Annotated in this window: 20 protein-coding genes; 12 read left to right on the forward strand and 8 right to left on the reverse strand. The window is 35.5% G+C overall.

Annotated features, from left to right (window positions below):
- Positions 1-8: 8 nt before the first annotated feature.
- The 5 genes from cls to fldA form a co-directional block, all read right to left on the reverse strand.
- Positions 9-1472 (reverse strand): cardiolipin synthase, encoded by a 1464-nt coding sequence (cls, locus tag J3U09_RS06270; protein ID WP_267357557.1) that lies wholly within the window; start codon positions 1470-1472, stop codon positions 9-11.
- A gap of 5 nt (positions 1473-1477) precedes the next feature.
- Positions 1478-1930 (reverse strand): acyl-CoA thioester hydrolase YciA, encoded by a 453-nt coding sequence (gene yciA, locus J3U09_RS06275; protein WP_065562254.1) that lies wholly within the window; start codon positions 1928-1930, stop codon positions 1478-1480.
- Positions 1931-1957: 27 nt separating this feature from the next.
- Positions 1958-2500, reverse strand: a complete 543-nt coding sequence (locus J3U09_RS06280; RefSeq protein WP_220225071.1) for an inner membrane-spanning protein YciB — start codon at positions 2498-2500, stop codon at positions 1958-1960.
- Positions 2501-2564: 64 nt separating this feature from the next.
- Positions 2565-3023, reverse strand: coding sequence for a ferric iron uptake transcriptional regulator (fur, locus tag J3U09_RS06285; RefSeq protein ID WP_065562252.1), 459 nt, complete (start codon positions 3021-3023; stop codon positions 2565-2567).
- Between the two features lie 77 nt (positions 3024-3100).
- Positions 3101-3613 carry a flavodoxin FldA gene (fldA, locus tag J3U09_RS06290; protein ID WP_267357559.1) on the reverse strand — a complete coding sequence of 171 codons (513 nt, stop codon included), beginning with the start codon at positions 3611-3613 and terminating at the stop codon, positions 3101-3103.
- A gap of 173 nt (positions 3614-3786) precedes the next feature.
- Here fldA and sucC point away from each other — a divergent pair, with 173 nt between their 5' ends.
- The 11 genes from sucC to hslU all read left to right on the forward strand — a co-directional run bounded on the left by sucC (position 3787) and on the right by hslU (position 13530).
- Positions 3787-4953, forward strand: coding sequence for an ADP-forming succinate--CoA ligase subunit beta (gene sucC / locus J3U09_RS06295; protein ID WP_267357636.1), 1167 nt, complete (start codon positions 3787-3789; stop codon positions 4951-4953).
- A 24-nt stretch (positions 4954-4977) separates the two neighbouring features.
- Positions 4978-5844, forward strand: coding sequence for a succinate--CoA ligase subunit alpha (sucD, locus tag J3U09_RS06300; RefSeq protein WP_220225070.1), 867 nt, complete (start codon positions 4978-4980; stop codon positions 5842-5844).
- 101 nt (positions 5845-5945) lie between these two features.
- Positions 5946-7517 (forward strand): cytochrome ubiquinol oxidase subunit I, encoded by a 1572-nt coding sequence (locus J3U09_RS06305; protein WP_220225069.1) that lies wholly within the window; start codon positions 5946-5948, stop codon positions 7515-7517.
- A 19-nt stretch (positions 7518-7536) separates the two neighbouring features.
- A complete protein-coding gene (gene cydB / locus J3U09_RS06310; RefSeq protein ID WP_267357561.1) occupies positions 7537-8673 on the forward strand; it encodes a cytochrome d ubiquinol oxidase subunit II in 1137 nt (378 codons plus the stop codon).
- A gap of 9 nt (positions 8674-8682) precedes the next feature.
- Positions 8683-8787, forward strand: coding sequence for a cytochrome bd-I oxidase subunit CydX (cydX, locus tag J3U09_RS06315; RefSeq protein ID WP_065562246.1), 105 nt, complete (start codon positions 8683-8685; stop codon positions 8785-8787).
- A 166-nt stretch (positions 8788-8953) separates the two neighbouring features.
- Positions 8954-9349 (forward strand): tol-pal system-associated acyl-CoA thioesterase, encoded by a 396-nt coding sequence (gene ybgC, locus J3U09_RS06320; protein WP_220225068.1) that lies wholly within the window; start codon positions 8954-8956, stop codon positions 9347-9349.
- A complete protein-coding gene (tolQ, locus tag J3U09_RS06325) occupies positions 9350-10030 on the forward strand; it encodes a protein TolQ (protein WP_065734266.1) in 681 nt (226 codons plus the stop codon).
- A gap of 2 nt (positions 10031-10032) precedes the next feature.
- Positions 10033-10452 carry a colicin uptake protein TolR gene (gene tolR / locus J3U09_RS06330; RefSeq protein ID WP_086364301.1) on the forward strand — a complete coding sequence of 140 codons (420 nt, stop codon included), beginning with the start codon at positions 10033-10035 and terminating at the stop codon, positions 10450-10452.
- Positions 10453-10469: 17 nt separating this feature from the next.
- Positions 10470-11480: a cell envelope integrity protein TolA gene (tolA, locus tag J3U09_RS06335; RefSeq protein WP_416380043.1), complete on the forward strand. Its 1011-nt coding sequence runs from the start codon at positions 10470-10472 to the stop codon at positions 11478-11480.
- A 165-nt stretch (positions 11481-11645) separates the two neighbouring features.
- Entirely contained in the window at positions 11646-12173 is a 528-nt protein-coding gene (hslV, locus tag J3U09_RS06340) for an ATP-dependent protease subunit HslV (protein ID WP_065562241.1), read from the forward strand.
- Between the two features lie 28 nt (positions 12174-12201).
- On the forward strand, positions 12202-13530 hold the full coding sequence (gene hslU, locus J3U09_RS06345; RefSeq protein WP_065734269.1) for an HslU--HslV peptidase ATPase subunit: 1329 nt from the start codon (positions 12202-12204) through the stop codon (positions 13528-13530).
- A gap of 81 nt (positions 13531-13611) precedes the next feature.
- Here the strand turns inward: hslU and asmA are convergent, their stop codons facing one another.
- The 3 genes from asmA to mltA all read right to left on the reverse strand — a co-directional run bounded on the left by asmA (position 13612) and on the right by mltA (position 17243).
- Positions 13612-15486: an outer membrane assembly protein AsmA gene (gene asmA / locus J3U09_RS06350; RefSeq protein ID WP_267357563.1), complete on the reverse strand. Its 1875-nt coding sequence runs from the start codon at positions 15484-15486 to the stop codon at positions 13612-13614.
- Between the two features lie 32 nt (positions 15487-15518).
- The gene (gene dcd / locus J3U09_RS06355; RefSeq protein WP_065562238.1) at positions 15519-16100 is read right to left on the reverse strand and encodes a dCTP deaminase; all 582 of its coding nucleotides are present in this window, start codon (positions 16098-16100) and stop codon (positions 15519-15521) included.
- A 69-nt stretch (positions 16101-16169) separates the two neighbouring features.
- Positions 16170-17243: a murein transglycosylase A gene (gene mltA / locus J3U09_RS06360; protein ID WP_267357564.1), complete on the reverse strand. Its 1074-nt coding sequence runs from the start codon at positions 17241-17243 to the stop codon at positions 16170-16172.
- Between the two features lie 198 nt (positions 17244-17441).
- Here mltA and cycA point away from each other — a divergent pair, with 198 nt between their 5' ends.
- Positions 17442-18815 carry a D-serine/D-alanine/glycine transporter gene (gene cycA / locus J3U09_RS06365; protein WP_220225065.1) on the forward strand — a complete coding sequence of 458 codons (1374 nt, stop codon included), beginning with the start codon at positions 17442-17444 and terminating at the stop codon, positions 18813-18815.
- The last annotated feature ends 1 nt before the right edge of the window (position 18816 follow it).

Consider the following 18816-nt stretch of genomic DNA (forward strand, 5'->3'; position numbering starts at 1 on the left):
ACGATTGTTTAGAGCAATGGAGCAAAAAAGTAAAATAGTCGTTCAACAATCCGTTGCCAGATTGGTCTTTTTTTCCATTTTTCAATATCCACTTTATCTGATTGTGATAAATATTGTTCCAACAGTGTAGATAGTGATTTTGCAAACTGTGCATCATCAATTACCGTTGTGATTTCAAAATTGAGCCATAAACTTCGCATATCTAAGTTAACGGTTCCAACTAAACTAAGTTGGTTGTCGATTAATACACTTTTGGTATGGAGTAAATTATCATTAAATTGATAAAGCTTAACCCCACCGTTTAATAATTCAGAAAAGAATGCTCGACTTGCCCATTTAACCATTAGCGAATCATTCTTTTTAGGGACGATAATGATTACTTCAACACCTCGTTGAGCGGCTGTACATACTGCATGTAAAATATCATCACTTGGTACTAAATATGGCGTTGTGAATATAATTTGTTCTTGAGCTGAGTAGATTGCGGTTAAGAGTACCTGATGGATCATGTTTTCAGTATAACCAGGACCTGAAGCAATCAGTTGCATAATATGTTTTTTATCTTCTGGCGGCTCTGCGAAATCAGTAATTTGAGGTAGGGCTAAATATTTTCCTGTTTCTAGCTCCCAGTCACTGGCATATATTGCACCCATTAGTGTGGTTACTGGACCACACATTCTGATCATGATATCAACCCACTCCCCAACATGTTTATTTTGTTTGAAGAATCGTGGATCTACGATGTTCATGCTACCAGTATATGAGATGTAGTTGTCAATAATGGCGACTTTTCGATGTTGTCGTAAATCAAGTCGTCTAAACATAAATCTTAATAGATTAACCTGCAATGCTTCGACGATGGTTATGCCTGCGTCTCGCATTCTTTGACTGGCTTTGGAGCGGATAAAATGTCGACTACCGGCTGAGTCAATCATTAGGCGACAGGTGACGCCTCGTTGTGTGGCTTGTATAAGCGCTTGTTCAACATCGTCAGCTCTACCACCTTCGTTCCAAATGTAAAAGACCATTTCGATATTTGACTTGGCTTGGTTTATGTCTTGAATTAGTTGGTCAAAAATGGTATCGGTATTGCTCAGTAATTCAATGTGGTTGCCTCTGATCCCATCAAGACCTGTTTGATGTTTACAGAGTTGAAAAATAGGTTTGCTAACTTGGCTGACTTTGGTGGTAAAGATGTCAGGAAAAGCACTTAATCGATTAATAAATTTTGTAATAGTCGGGCGCATTTTTTGCGCACGTTTAGCTCTTTGTTGCCCAAGATGAGCTTCACCTAGTGCAAAATAGAGAATGACACCAATTATAGGTAATATATATATTACTAACATCCATGCGATTACGTAAGTGGTTGGTCGTCTTTTAAAGACAATACGTAAGGTGGTTGACACAATAAGCAACCAGTAAACAAGAAATATTAATGTACTTACTAAGGCATGAAATGATGTAAATTGCATAATTATCAGCTATAACTTAAGTTTAGTTTACTAATTGGGTCTTTAGTACAATCGAAATTTTGAAATATTTCAGGCAACGGTTTTGGATTATTATGTTTATCTACAGAAACATAAGTAAATGTCGCGTCAGTAATGCAGAAGCGTTGTGTTGCATTGTCAGCATCTGTTATTTTTTTTATCCAAACTTCAATACCAATTGTAATGGATGTTGTACCGGTTTTTATACAATGAGCATAACAACAAACAACATCGCCAACCATTGCTGGTTTGTAGAAGGTGATACTACTTGCATTTACTGTTACTACTCTTCTTTTAGCAATTTCTTTAGCTAAAATACCACCGGCTAAATCCATTTGTGACATTATCCACCCGCCAAATATATGGCCATGAGGGTTGGTGTCTGCTGGCATGGCTAAAGTGCGTAAAACGAGTTGTCCATTAGGGTTGTCTTGCGTCATGTTGAAAGTACTCCTACTTATATTTTTTTATCCGTTATCAGCCATTTTATTCATATGCCGATAGATGTAAATGCCCGATATCAATGACATGACTAATGATGCAATCGGTAAAATAAATACTTTGAAGATCCAGAAGAAATCACTTGATGCATAATAGGTTGCAACTAGGCTAAATGAACCGCAAACCGTAAAAAAAGCGATCCATATCAAGTTGAGTTTATTCCAAATAGCGATATCGAGATGTATCTCTTTACCTAACATTTTTTGTAGTAGATTTTTTTTGAAACCAAACTGACTAATAGATAATGCAGCAGCAAATAAGAAGTTTATGATGGTTACTTTCCATTTAATTATGTCTTGATTTTGCGTATAAAGTGTTATGCCACCAAAAATCATTATCATCAGATAGGAGACGAGCTCGACTTTATCAATTTTTTTATACATAACAAGAATAATTAAAAATGAGATGGTTGCTGAAACCATCAAGGCTTGTACGCCAACAAAAATATCGTAAATTGTTAAAAATATAAAAAAGACGATAAGTGGTATAAAATTTAATAGCTGCTTCATTTAATTATTAACCTGAAAGATAAAAGTAAGAGTTCTCAATAAGTGAAAAGCCTATTAAATAGGCTTATTTTTTTGTATGAAGTTCCGGATGAGTTTTACAGTTACCTGATTTGCAATGACCATAAAGATATAAGCTATGAAAGGTGAGTTCCACGCCATATTGCTCTGCAATTTCTTTTTGACGTTTGTTGATAATTTCGTCTCGAAATTCAAAAACTTCTCCACAATCTAAACAAATTAAGTGGTCATGATGTTTTTGTGAGGCAAGCTCAAAAACGGCTCTTCCTCCTTCAAAATTGTGGCGTGTTACAATACCCGCATCATCAAATTGATTTAATACACGATATACAGTAGCAAGACCAATCTCTTCGCCCATATCAAGTAGTTTTTTATAAAGATCTTCCACAGTAATGTGTTGGCATGAAGGATCGCGTAGTAATTCTAAAATTTTTAATCGCGGTAACGTAACCTTTAAACCCGCACTTTTGAGTGCTGCATTGTTATCTTTATCATGATTTGTCATATTACATTCCAATTTAGTTAATTAATTAGGCATATTATAAAATATGAACGGAAAATAAAATAAATCAGTTTGATAGATCAAATATTCATTTCGGTTTTTACTTGGTTTACCCAATTATTAATTCTTTCTTTTGTTAATTCTGGTTGGCGATCTTCATCAATGGCTAAACCTACAAAGTGGTTGTCATCAACTAAGCTTTTAGATGCTTCAAAACTGTAACCTTCAGTAGACCAATGACCAACAATTTTTGCGCCTTTAGGTTCGATAATATCGCGAATTGTTCCCATTGCATCACAAAAATATTCAGCATAATCTTCTTGGTCACCACAGCCAAATATTGCGACTGTTTTGCCATTAAAGTCAACGTTTTCTAAGTTAGGAAAAAAATCATCCCAATCCGCTTGAGATTCGCCGTAATACCAAGTTGGGATACCAAAAAATAAGAAGTCATATTTTTCGATATGTTCTTTTGTTGTTTTTGCAATATCAAAAAGATCTGCTTTGTCTATACCTAAAATTTGTTGGATTTGTTTAGCTACATTTTCTGTGTTGCCTGTGTCACTACCAAAAAAAATTCCAACTTGTGCCATATTTTTACCTTTACTGTTTTTACAATATACATATTTTGAGTATAACACTGTCGGTAGTTATCAGCAATAATTCTCAATAACTCCAAACATAAGTAATTATTTACTACACAATTTTTTCAACTTGAATTAAAATTAGCCACTATTTTATGGCAATCGACGTTTCGGAATTATTTATGAATCTGCATGAGTATCAATCAAAACACCTATTTAAACAATATAATTTGCCAGTGCCAGAAGGTTATGTGTGTAATTCAATCGATGAAATACAAGATACATTGGCTGAGCTCTCTTCTCAATCTAATGCTTGGGTAGCAAAGTGCCAAGTTCATGCAGGTGGACGTGGTAAGTCAGGTGGGGTAATTTGTACTAAAGATTTTAATGAAATTAGATTGTTTGCTGAAAAATGGTTAGGTCAATATTTAGTGACTTATCAAACAACGCCTAAAGGGCAACCAGTTAATAAAATTTTAATTGAAAAAGCGTCTAATATAGAGAAAGAGCTTTATTTAGGGGCGGTTGTTGATCGTAGTACAAAACGCATTGTGATTATGGCATCTACCGAAGGTGGTGTTGAGATCGAAAAAGTCGCTGAGCAATCGCCACATTTAATTCATAAAATATCACTCGACCCTTTAACAGGACCATGCGGATATCAAGGCCGAGAGTTAGCTTTTAAACTTGGTTTAACCGGTAAATTAGTCAATCAATTTGCTAAATTATTTGTTAATTTTGCTAATCTTTTCATTGAAAAAGATGTTTCTTTAGCAGAAGTCAATCCTTTAGTTATTACCGATACACAGGAGTTAATCTGTCTAGATGCTAAAGTTGTGCTAGATGATAATGCTATGTTTAGACATCCTGATTTAGTCGTATTAAGAGATACTACACAGGAAGACGAACGGGAGTCGATAGCGGCTAAACAAGGCATTAGCTATGTATCTTTAGATGGCAATATTGGTTGCATGGTTAATGGCGCAGGCCTTGCTATGGCAACTATGGATATGATTAAACTTTATGGTGGTGAGCCAGCAAACTTTTTAGATGTTGGTGGTGGCACGACAAAAGAACGGGTTGCCGAAGCCTTTAAATTGATACTTTCTGATAAAAATGTGAAAGCAATATTAGTCAATATTTTTGGTGGTATTGTTCGCTGCGATCTTATTGCTAATGGCATTATTGATGCAATTAAGGAAATAGGTTTGACTGTTCCTGTTGTCGTTCGTCTTGAAGGTAATAATGCAGAACTAGCAAGAGATATTTTAGCTAAAAGTAAATTAAATGTTATTACCGCAAAAAGTTTAGTCGATGCAGCCCAACAGATCGTCAGTGTTGCACAATAAGAGAATGGGTGGAGAATAATTACTATGTCAATTTTGATTAATAAAGATACAAAAGTTATTTGTCAGGGATTTACTGGCAGCCAAGGTACATTCCATTCTGAACAAGCACTGGCTTATGGTACTAAATTAGTTGGTGGCGTAACACCAGGCAAAGGTGGTACGACACATTTAGGTTTACCTGTTTTTAATACTGTTAAAGAAGCGGTTGAAACAACAGGTGCAACTGCAACCGTTATTTATGTTCCCGCTGCATTTGGTAAAGATTCAATTTTAGAAGCCATTGATGCAGGTATAAAATTAATCGTCTGTATTACAGAAGGCATTCCAACCATGGATATGCTTATTGTTAAAGAAAAATTAACCCAAAATGATGTTGTGATGATTGGTCCAAATTGCCCAGGAATTATTGTTCCTGATGAGTGTAAAATTGGTATCATGCCTGGACATATTCATTTAGCTGGTAAAGTTGGGATTGTTTCGCGTTCAGGTACGCTAACTTATGAAGCAGTTAAACAAACAACCGATATTGGATTAGGCCAATCCGTTTGCGTCGGAATCGGTGGTGATCCCATTCCCGGCAGTGATTTTATTTCAATATTAAAATTACTCCAACAAGATCCTAAAACAGAAGCAATAGTTATGATTGGTGAAATTGGTGGTAGCGCAGAAGAAGAAGCCGCCAACTATATTAAACATAATGTTACTAAACCTGTGGTTGCTTATATAGCTGGTGTTTCGGCCCCAGCCGGCAAACGTATGGGACATGCAGGTGCAATCATTTCTGGCAATAAAGGTACTGCAGCAGAAAAAACTAAAGCACTGCAATCAGCAGGTGTTACTGTTGTAAGTAGCTTAGCGCAAATTGGTGAAGCAATAAAAAAACATTTTTAAGTTTTATTTTTTTGACATTAATCAATTTTTATTCATTAAATTTTGTTGTACAATAATAACGTTACAAAATTTGTGGGCATTTAAGGATAAGGGAGCGCTTTATGTTAGATATAGTAGAACTGTCACGCCTTCAGTTTGCACTCACTGCGATGTATCATTTTATTTTTGTACCATTAACGCTTGGTATGGCGTTTATGCTTGCAATTATGGAAACGGTATACGTTGTTAGTGGTAAGCAAGTCTGGAAAGATATGACTAAATTCTGGGGTAAACTATTTGGTATCAACTTCGCTGTTGGTGTTGCTACTGGTTTAACTATGGAATTTCAGTTTGGTACAAATTGGTCTTATTATTCGCATTATGTAGGTGATATTTTCGGTGCACCGCTTGCAATAGAAGGATTAATGGCATTTTTCTTAGAATCAACCATGGTTGGTTTATTCTTTTTTGGATGGGATAGATTAAGCCGTGGCAAGCATTTAATGGTCACTTGGTGCGTGGCTTTTGGTTCTAATCTTTCTGCGCTCTGGATTTTAGTTGCCAATGGTTGGATGCAGTTCCCTGTCGGTTCAGACTTTAATCCGATTAACTCAAGAATGGAAATGCAAAGTTTTTTTGAGTTAATTACCAATTCTGTTGCTCAATATAAATTCGTTCACACCGTAGCAGCGGGTTATTTAACTGGTGCTATTTTTGTCTTAAGTATTAGTTCATATTATTTACTCAAAAAACGTGATTTACCATTTGCTAAGCGCTCTTTTGCTGTAGCTGCAGTATTTGGTTTTATTATGTCAATTGTGGTCGCTATTATGGGTGATGAAGCTGGTCATGAAATGACTACTGTACAGCCGGTTAAATTAGCTGCAATTGAAGCTGAATGGGAAACTCAACCAGCACCTGCATCGTTCAACGTTATAGCGTTCCCTTCACAAGAGAAAAAAGAGAACTTGTTTGCGGTTGAAATTCCTTATGTGATGGGAATTATGACAACTCGCTCATTAGATACCAAAGTAACTGGTTTAAAAGATATTTTAGCGGATAATGAGACTCGAATTCGTAATGGTATTGTCGCTTATTCTAGTTTAGAAAAAATTCAAAAAGGCGATAAAGACCCTGCGGTTTTAAAAGCCTTTGAAGATAATAAAGTTGATTTAGGCTATGGTTACCTAGTTAAACGTTTTACCGATAAAGATAACCTAACAATTCCAGAAGCTACTGAAGAACATATTAAAGCAGCGACTGAAGATTCAATCCCAGCTGTATGGCCTTTATTCTGGGCATTTAGAGGAATGGTTGGCTTTGGTTTATTAATGATTTTAGGTACTGGCCTTGCTTTATGGTCAACTTACAAAAATAAAATTGGTGAAAAACGTTGGTTATGCCGTTTACTTCTTTTATCACTCCCATTCCCTTGGTTAGCATGTGAATGTGGTTGGTTTGTTGCAGAATATGGTCGTCAACCTTGGGCAATTCAAGACATATTGCCAACTGGAGTAGCTAATTCATCATTAACTCCAGGTGAAGTACTATTCACTATGGTTCTTATTTGTGGACTTTATACAATGTTCTTAGTTGCTGAGATGTTCTTAATGTTTAAGTTTGCTCGATTAGGACCAAGCTCTTTAGGTACTGGCAGCTATCATTATGAAAAAACACAATCGATATCAGAGTAAGGCATAGGGAGTATATACAATGATTGATTATGAAATTGTAAGAGTCACCTGGTGGGTGCTGATTAGCGTTGTGTTAATCGCCTTTGTTGTCACCGATGGATTTGATATGGGTGTTGGTATCTTACTACCATTTATTGGCAAAACTGATACTGAACGCCGTGTTATGATAAATGCAATAGCACCGCACTGGGATGGTAACCAAGTTTGGTTAATTACTGGTGGTGCAGGTATTTTTGCTGCTTGGCCGATGGCTTATGCGGTATCTTTTTCCGGATTTTATATTGCGATGATTTTGGTGTTATGTGCACTGTTTTTTAGACCAATTGGGTTTGATTATCGTAGTAAATTAGAAAATTCTAAATGGCGTAATATGTGGGATATTGCAATCTTTTTAGGTAGCTTTGTTCCTGCTCTTGTTTTCGGTGTTGCATTCGGAAACTTGTTAGAAGGCGTTCCATTTAGATTTGATAATAGTTATCGCTCTTTTTATGATGGTTCATTTTTTGGTTTACTTAACCCATTTGCAATATTAGCAGGTGTTGTGAGTTTAATGTTAATCGTTGCTCATGGTGGTGCTTGGTTGCAAATGAAAACTTCTGGTGAACTTTATTTAAGAGCAAGAAAAGCAACTCAAATAGCTAGTTTAATTATGTTAATTGCATTTGTATTAGCTGGAGTTTGGGTTGCCTTCGGTATTCATGGTTATGAGGTAACTAGCGCTATAGATCCTAATGGTGTTTCAAACCCATTGAGCAAAACTGTTTCGACAGATGTTTCATGGTTAAAAAATTACATGAACTATCCAATATTATGGGTTGTACCAGCTTTAGGTGTTTTATTACCTTTATTTACTATTTTATTTTCTAGTTTAAATAAAAATGGATTAGTGTTTTTATCTTCTGCACTAACCATTGCTTGTGTATTACTGACATATGGTATTGCGACATTCCCATTCATCATTCCTTCAAGCATTATGCCAAATGCGAGTTTGACAATTTGGGACGCATCTTCTAGCCAATTAACACTTAATATCATGTTTGGTGTAGCACTAATCTTTGTACCACTCATTCTGTTCTATACCACATGGTGTTACATTAAGATGTTTGGCCGTTTAGATAAAAATCATATTGAAAATAATAAACATTCACTTTATTAAGGATTTATTATGTATTACTTTCTATGGTTAGCAGGATTAATTGCAGCTTGTATGCTTGCAGTTGTTACAGGACTTTGGCTTGAAAATAACGATAAAGAAACTAAAGAGTCATAAAATAGATAAAAAGGTGGCAAATTGCCACCTTTTTAGTTATAGGGCTGTATATTAGACAAATAATTAACAAATGATAATTGTTTTCATTTAACTATTTTTATATCATAGTGCAGCGAATTTTATAATCATATATAATGACGCAAATTTTTTGTTCAAATTATAAAATATGAAACAATTCAATTGGAATGCAAGAGTCTATTATGAAGACACAGATGCTGGCGGAGTAGTTTATCATGCTAGGTATCTAGCCTTCTTTGAACGAGCTAGAACGGAAATGCTAAGACATCTTGATATTAGTCAGCAAAAGTTATTACAGGAAAGTATTGCATTTGTTGTCAAAAAGATGGATATTAGCTACGATTTTCCAGCCCGTTTAGATGACATGCTAACTATCAGCACTAAGGTTGAGCAAATTCGTAAGGCGTCTATTATTTTTAAACAGACAATTTTAAACCAGAATAAGCAAATTATCAGCAGCGCTGATGTCGTTATTGCTTGTGTCAATATGACTAAAATGAAGCCGTGTGCGCTTCCCAAGTTATTAGTTTTGGAGTTAATTTAAGTGGATAATCTCAATATTATTGATCTATTTTTACAAGCTGGACTTTTAGTACAAGGTGTTATGTTATTGTTATTAGCATTTTCGGTAATGTCTTGGGCTATCATTTTCCAACGTAGCAAAATTTTAAGCAAAGCAAAAAAACAAGTCGAACAGTTTGACGATAGTTTTTGGTCTGCCGAAGACTTAAATGTGCTCTTTGATAAAGCAAAATTCAATAAAGAAGAGATCTGTGGCACAGAACATATTTTCTATTCGGGATTTAAAGAATTTTCTCGTTTATATCAAATTAATCCAAATATGCCTGAAGCTGCATTAGATGGCGCATCTCGTTCAATGCGTTTAGCAATGAATCGTGAATTAGATAACTTAGAATTGCATATCCCATTCTTAGGAACAGTCGGTTCAATCAGTCCATATATTGGTCTTTTTGGTACTGTTTGGGGTATTATGCATGCCTTTATTTCACTTGGCGCAGTTAAGCAAGCTACATTACAAATGGTTGCACCAGGTATTGCGGAAGCGTTAATTGCAACAGCTATTGGTTTGTTTGCGGCGATTCCAGCGGTATTAGCATATAATCGATTATCATTAAGTGTAAGTCGAATGGAACAAAACTATTTGAACTTCATTGATGAGTTTTCTACAATTTTACAACGTCAAGCAGTAGCTGTTAGGAAATAATTATGAGTAGACGTTCACGCTATTCAACCAAATCAGAAATCAATATTGTACCGTTACTTGACGTATTGCTTGTATTAGTATTGATTTTTATGGCGACAGCCCCAATTATTAGTCAAAGTGTTGAAGTTGATCTGCCTGAAGCGACAGAGTCAAAAACTGTTTCACCTTCCGATAATAAACCAATTATTATTGAGGTTTCCGGAGTTGGTGTTTATGCAATAATTATTGATCAAAATCGACAATCGAATATACCTCAAGAGCAAATTGTTGCAGAAGTTAAACAGCAAATGTCATTAAATGATAAAGCAGTATTTTTAGTCGGTGGAGCTAAACAAGTTCCTTATGAAGAAATTATAAAAGCTTTGAATTTGCTTCAATCTGCGGGTGTTAAATCTGTCGGTTTGATGACTCAACCAATTTAAATTAATAATTATAAAAAATGTCAGCAATGTCTAACAAGTTAAGATCAAAACTAAGTCTACCAGTTATCATATCCATTATTTTACATGGTATATTGATTATTGTTTTAGGATATCAATTTATTCCTGATGATAATGGAGAAAATTACGGTAGCATTAATGGTAATTCTATTGACGCAATCATGATTGATCCGTCAGTTATGACCGAACAATATCAAAGACAATTGCAGGCGCAAGTTAATCAGGAAAAAGCAAATCAACAGCGTCAAGAGCAATTAGACAAACAAGTTAAAGAATTAGCCGAAAAAGCCGAAGCCGAAAAAGCTGCTGCTGAAAAGGCTGCTGCTGAGAAAGCCGCTGCTGAGAAAGCCGCTGCAGAGAAAGCCGCTGCCGAAAAAGCTGCCGCTGAAAAAGCCGCTGCCGAAAAAGCTGCTGCTGAAAAAGCCGCTGCCGAAAAAGCTGCTGCAGAAAAAGCCGCTGCAGAGAAAGCTGCTGCAGAAAAGGCTGCTGCAGAGAAAGCTGCTGCAGAAAAGGCTGCCGCAGAAAAAGCCGCTGCAGAAAAGGCTGCTGCTGAGAAAGCCGCTGCAGAAAAGGCTGCTGCAGAGAAAGCCGCTGCCGAGAAAGCTGCCGCCGAAAAGGCCGCAGCTGCAAAAAGGGCTGAGCAAGCAAAAAAGGATAAAGCGCTTAATGATCTCTTAGGCGGTCTTACATCAGGCTCTCCTGATGTTTCCGGTGGTGCAGCTAGTCGTAGAGGTGTCTCAGATGGCGAATTAAATAAATATCGATCGTTAGTACAAAATGCAATTAGCAATAAGTTTATTAATCCGCAAAATCTTTATCGAGGAAAAACTTGTACATTACAAATCCAGATAGCGCCTGATGGTTTATTGCTGAATGTAACCTCAAAAGGCGGTGATGCTGATTTATGTCGAGAGGCTTTAGCAGCTACTAAATTAGCGGTTATACCAAAACCTTCTAGTAAGTTATACAATGAAGTTAAAACAATGACTATTGATTTCCAACCCAAATAAGTAAGATCTGAACTGCTTAAATCTCAATACCATATTTAACTATTCCATCTATTAATAAATAAATATTTCGCATTTTAATAATCAGATGTTGAAAATTTACTAATCATCCCAATATATTCTCTATTCATTCCGAAATAAGTGTTTTAGTAAGAGAAGGAGCAGAATATGACAACAATTGTCAGTGTCCGTCGTGAAGGTCAAGTCGTTATTGGAGGCGATGGGCAAGTTACATTAGGTGAACGAATTATTATGAAGGGTAATGCTCGAAAAGTTCGCCGTTTATACAATAATAAAGTGATAGCAGGATTTGCTGGAGGTACAGCAGATGCTTTTACATTATTTGAATTATTTGAACGTAAATTAGAAATGCACCAAGGTCATTTAACTAAAGCAGCAGTTGAACTAGCCAAAGATTGGCGAACCGATAGGATGTTGCGTAAGTTAGAAGCATTACTTGCTGTAGCTGATGAAACCGCATCATTAATTATTACTGGTACAGGGGATGTTATTCAACCAGAAGATGATCTGATTGCGATTGGATCTGGTGGACCTTATGCTCAAGCTGCTGCAAGAGCTTTATTAGATAATACTTCATTATCTGCACATGATATTGTACAAAAATCGCTATCAATAGCTGGTGACATTTGTGTTTACACCAATAACTTCCAAACTATTGAAGAGCTTAATTACTAATTAAAACTGATTTAAGAGAAATATTATTATGTCTGAAATGACTCCTCGCGAAATTGTAAGCGAATTAAACCAACATATTATTGGACAAGATAAAGCAAAACGTTCTGTTGCTATTGCTTTACGTAATCGCTGGCGTCGTATGCAACTTGATGAAGCATTACGTCATGAAGTTACCCCAAAAAATATTCTTATGATAGGCCCAACAGGGGTGGGTAAAACAGAAATCGCAAGACGATTAGCTAAACTTGCACATGCTCCATTTATCAAAGTAGAGGCCACAAAATTTACGGAAGTTGGTTATGTAGGTAAAGAAGTTGACTCAATCATTCGTGATCTTACCGATTCTGCTGTTAAGATGATTCGTCAAGAAGCAATTGAACGAAATCGTAATAGAGCAGAAGAATTAGCTGAAGAACGTATTTTAGATGTGCTAGTACCGCCAGCAAAAGATGGTTGGGGACAAGTTGAAAACAATAATGATTCAACTGCTAGACAAGCATTTAGAAAAAAATTACGTGAAGGCGCTCTTGATGATAAGGAAATTGAGATTGAAATAGCTGGCGTTAATATTGGTGTTGAAATTATGGCACCGCCAGGTATGGAAGAGATGACCAACCAACTTCAGTCAATGTTTCAAAATTTAGGTGGTCAAAAAACCAAAGCTCGTAAAATGAAGATCAAAGATGCCTTGAAACAGCTAATTGAAGAAGAAGCTGCTAAATTGGTTAATCCCGATGATCTTAAACACGAAGCCATTGAAGCTGTCGAGCAAAATGGTATTGTGTTTATCGATGAGATCGATAAGGTGTGTAAGCGTGGTAATTCATCTGGTCCTGATGTTTCACGTGAAGGTGTTCAGCGTGATTTACTACCACTTGTTGAAGGTTGTACTGTTTCAACTAAACATGGTTCAGTAAAAACTGATCATATTTTGTTTATCGCATCAGGTGCGTTCCAAACTGCAAGTCCTTCAGATTTGATTCCTGAGCTGCAAGGACGTTTACCAATTCGCGTTGAATTACAAGCATTAACTAGTGAAGATTTTGAGCGTATTTTAACGGAACCTAATGCGTCGTTAACAGTGCAATATAAAGCATTAATGGCAACAGAAGGTGTTAATATTGATTTTACACCAGATGGGATTCGTAAAATTGCTGAATCTGCTTGGCAAGTTAATGAACAAAATGAGAATATCGGTGCTCGCCGTTTGCATACTGTGCTTGAACGTTTGATGGAAGAGGTTTCTTTCGAAGCCAGTGAATTGGGTGGTCAAACCATTACAATTGATGCTAAATATGTCAGCGATCATCTTGATAAACTTGTTGCTGATGAAGATTTGAGCAAATTCATTTTATAATCAACTAGATTAATTGAATAAAAAAAGGTGAGTTATTTAGCTCACCTTTTTTATATCCATTATAATTATTTCATCAAATATTTATTTCTTGATAAATTCACCTAAAATATCAACTGCTTTTTGTCTAGATTTATCTTTATCTCTGGAACCATTGTTTTCTAATTTATCACGTAGCTTATCTAAACGTTGTTGTAATTTATCACTAAGCACATCAGATACTATTTTGGCAATATCTAGTTGATAGTGTAAATTAGAAAATTGACCATATATGCGTAGTGGTATAGTCACTTTTTGTAGTTTTGCAATAGTTTCACTTTTACTATTCCAACCACCTAATATTTTTATATTTAGATTAACATCTAAATCACGATTAACCATTCCCACTCTTCCTGAACTATCTATCACATCTAATGTTTCAGAGTTTGCATTGAGTGAATTAAGATCAATGTTACCTTGATTTATATAAGCATTGGTTGTGATTTTATGAAACTCAGTATATTTTTTATGATTTTCAGAATTTATATTACCATTGCTATATTTCGCGGCGGCATTTTCGATGATGCTTTGGATGTTAATATTATTTAGTTTAGCATTAGTAATGACGATATTAGCATTACCTTTAATGTTCTCTAATAATTTAGTTGTTGATAATGTATTGGCTTCTAATACTCCAGAAGCATTGAATATACCATCAAGATCATAAGCCATATTCATCTGCGTAAAAAATGAGCTTAAATTGATATTGCTAACTTTAGTATTCAATTTAACTTGTGGGTTTTTTTGTTTACCATTAGCGGTGCCGTTGGCAGCAATTTGCCCATTTGCAAAATTGAAAGTTAGATTTTTTAAGTTTGCTATACCATCTTGATTGTCAATTTCAACATTCAAATTACCTAATGCAATTTTATCCGCTTTGACTTCTTTGATATTTATTTTTGCTTTTCCATCAAATGAATTAAGCATACTTAATTCATTATCATTTTTGGAAACATTCGATACAACTGGCGAAGTTTGTTGAACGTTAGTACTTTTCGTTGAATTTTCATTTTTTTGGATAAAAGGTGTTAAATCAAATTTATTTGAATTTAATTGGAAATCGATCACCGGTTTGTTATCAAAACGGATATTGATCTTACTTGTAAAATCATTATCGTTAATTGAAAAAAGCAAATTTTGGCTATCCAATTGCATTGGTGCTTTTTGATAATTAAATACACCAGTTACATTACCTTTTATCTCTTTTTCTGAATTGACTATGCCGTTAAACGTGTAATCCAATTTTTTTAAATCAATAACTGCTTTTTCAGGGAATTGGACTAAATCAATATTGGCGTTTAATGAATAATATAAGTCTTGCTGGTTTTTATCGATATTCCCATTGAGTTCAAGAGAAAGGTTTTTATCGTTATTTTTTTCTAATAACAGATTAATATTTCTAAAATTTATCAAATCACGATTATGCTGAAATGCAATTGTACTATCCGCTATTTCAAACTTATTTAAACTGAACTTCCAATCAGATGGATTTTTTTTATCTTCAGATGGTTGTTTTTCTGAAGAATTAGTTATAGCTTGAGTGCTATTTTTAGCATTTTCACCTTTGCTTTCATCCGTAATATTGATTGTTGCTGATTTAATAAATACATTTTTAATTGCTAAATTTTTTGAAAACAAAGGAAGAAGCTCAACATCAAGCCTCATGTTGTCAGCGGTTAAAAGAGGTTTTGTTGCACCGCTATCGGATAATTTAACCGAATCAGTTAAAATACTAACTTGAGGCCAAATATGCCAACGTAGATTACCCTCTATAGTCAGTTCATACCCTGTTTTGTCTTTCACTGTTTGTGAGATGTAACCACGAAAATTATTAGGATCAACAAATATAATAAGGGAAGCGATACTGATAACAATGACCAAAATTAAGATAAATAGCGTAACCAATATTTTTTTTATCATATTAATGTCCTTTATTAAGGTTATGAACTGTATTAGTCTTTATCAATACGACTGGCGACAGCGCCATGTTGGTCTTTATACTTTGCATCTTGTCTGCGATTATATGGTCTAGAAGCTGGTCCACTAAGTGTTTCAAAACTTAACGCACCAATAGTCATACCAGGTCTAAGTGCTACTGGTATCTTTCCTGAGTTGTAAAACTCTAAAACAATTTGTCCATGCCAGCCTGGATCGATACGATGAGCAGTAACATGTACCATAAGTCCTAAGCGAGCTAATGATGAACGGCCATCTAACCAGCCAACCAAATCATCAGGAATAGTAACTGATTCAAGTGTCACTGCTAAAGCAAGCTCGCCAGGATGTAAATAAAATGCTTCACCTTCAGCTAATATCATCTCTTCGCTCATAACGCGATCCAGAACGGCTGCAACTTCTTCTTTAGGTCCACTTAAATCAATATAAGGTGTTGTATGCTCTCTGAAAGTACGAAATTGATTACCTAATCGCACATCTACTGTTGCTCCATTAATACAACTTGATGCAGGTTGTGGCGTGATTTTTAATTTACCACTATCTAAATATGCTTCAATATCACGGTCACATAATCTCATAAGTTATCCTTAAAGTCTGCTTTTTATCTTATTCTAGCAGGTTCTTTTGATGGCGTCGATGTTGGTTGGTTAAGGTTGTATCACCCAAGCTCGACCAAAATGATTGTAATAACCTGCTTGTTTACCTGCTTTGTTTCCAATACCTAGATAAAGATCAAAGTGATGGCCTTTAATTGCCCCGCCAACATCCAGCGCAACCATTAAACGAACTTCGCGCCTTCCACGATATTGACCATCATTATCAAGGAGTGGTACATCAACTAATACAACTGAACCGGTTGGGACTAATGTTTTATCTGATGCCACTGCCGCATTGGCAACTAAGGGTATTGCTGCTGCGCCTTTTACTTCGGCGTTATATTGCGGTTTAAAAAACACAAATGATCGGTTTTGGATTAATAGCTCTTTGACTTTCTTTTCACTCTTACTTTTTGCCCAATCTCTTATGGATTGAATAGACATATCTTCTTTAGCGATCTCTCCTGATTCAACCAATAAGCGTCCTATACTTGAATAGCCATGGCCATTTTTTCCACCATAACAGAAGAAAACGAGTGGATTGCCATCTTCAAAATCGATATAGGCACTTCCTTGGACTTCCATTATGAAATTGTCCATTAACGAATTACTGTAAGCGATCTCCAGTCCTTTTCCAGCTAATGCGCCATTGTAGATCTGTTCTCGACTTGGTAATTGCCCTTTAGATTGGGTTGGCATTCTATAAATTGGATATTTAAATTCACCAGTTGGTTGGTATCTAGCCTTAATAACCGGAGTGTAATAACCGGTTAGATGTACATTACCATATCCATCTTTACCAGCCATTTCATAACTTTTTAGACCCACTTTATGGAATTCTGCTGAGCCCAATGAGCGATTAATCCAGGCATCAACGGCTTTATAAATATGTTCATTTTTACGATACAAAGAAGGCGAGGTTGTTTTTATTTTTTCAATTTGAATCGTATAGTCAGAAATATTTACAGGCACAGCTAAATGCGGACGACTGGCATTTAAATCATGTGGTAGTTTACCGTCTTTAAATTGTTTACTTGATGAATTAGGATCACTCTGGCAGCCAGCAAGTAGTGACATGATAAATGCTAAACATAATAGATAAATGTGAAATTTGTTTTCTTTCATCTTGATAATTTATTGTAATAAGTTAAATGATATGGTTGGTTATGCTACACAATTCTATTATAAGAAACTACCAATAATTATGATATTGCTATAAAAATTTTTCATGTGATTGAGCTTGCGATTTAGCGCTGTAGACTTTATAGTCCTTTACTTCTTATAAAAAAACGAAAATTGTAAAAACGACAGGTAATCGATACGATGAACAGTACGTCTTCAAATAATGATCTTAAACGAAATCTCTCCAGTAGACATATTCAACTAATAGCAATAAGTGGTGCAATTGGTACGGGATTATTTATGGGTTCTGGGAAGACAATCAGCCTTGCCGGACCATCTATTGTTTTTGTGTACATGATTATTGGGTTTGTTTTATTTTTTGTTATGCGGGCAATGGGAGAAATTTTATTATCCAACCTAAATTATAAATCATTCAGTGATTTTGCTAACGATTTATTGGGTCCTTGGGCTGGTTTTTTTACTGGTTGGACTTATTGGTTTTGTTGGGTAATTACCGGAATTGCAGATGTTGTTGCTATCGCAGGATACGCTCAACACTGGTTTCCAGAACTACAAGCATGGATCCCAATGCTACTTACAGTTATTGTGCTTTTAACTTTGAATTTGTTAACTGTTAGGATGTTTGGTGAAACTGAGTTTTGGTTTTCTATGATCAAAATAGTGGCCATTTTAGCCTTGATAGCTATTGGACTTGTTTTAGTCTTCACGGCTTATCATTCAGAACAAACCAATACTACGGCTGCGTTTTCTAATCTTTGGGAGTATGGTGGTTTCTTTCCCCATGGTACGATGGGATTTTTTGCTGGTTTCCAAATTGCAATTTTTGCTTTTGTTGGTATTGAGCTTGTTGGAACTACAGCGGCTGAAACACTAGATCCAAATAAAAATTTACCACGGGCAATTAATTCAGTGCCAGCACGAATTATCTTTTTCTATGTTTTTGCCTTGATTATTATCATGAGTGTAACACCTTGGCAGTTTATTTCACCCAATAAAAGCCCATTTGTTGAACTATTTACCTTGATTGGCTTACCTGCTGCGGCAAGTATTATCAATTTTGTGGTATTAACTTCGGCGGCTTCTTCAGCAAATAGTGGTATTTACTCAACCAGTCGAATGTTGTTTGGTCTTGCTAAAAAACAAGATGCACCAGAACCATTTGGTAAATTATCAAGACGTTCAGTCCCCGCTAATGGTTTGTTATTTTCATGTACCTGCTTGTTCGGTGGGGTAGTACTGATTTATTTAGTACCAAATGTGATGGAAGCATTCACTATTGTAACGACTATTTCTGCCATTTTATTTATGTTTATTTGGTCGTTGATATTGATTTCCTATATTGCTTATCGCCGTAAAAAAGCTAATTTGCATCATGAATCACAATTTAAAATGCCTGGTGGAATTTTTATGTGTTATGTTTGTTTAGCGTTTTTTGCTTTTGTGATTGTGTTATTGACATTTGAAGCTGATACTCGCCAAGCGCTGATCGCGACCCCACTATGGTTTATTATTTTAGGTGTGAGTTACTTTATTCGTTCATCAACACGCCAATAGC

The sequence above is a fragment of the Gilliamella sp. B2889 genome (assembly GCF_026536885.1).
Classification (GTDB): domain Bacteria; phylum Pseudomonadota; class Gammaproteobacteria; order Enterobacterales; family Orbaceae; genus Gilliamella; species Gilliamella apicola_E.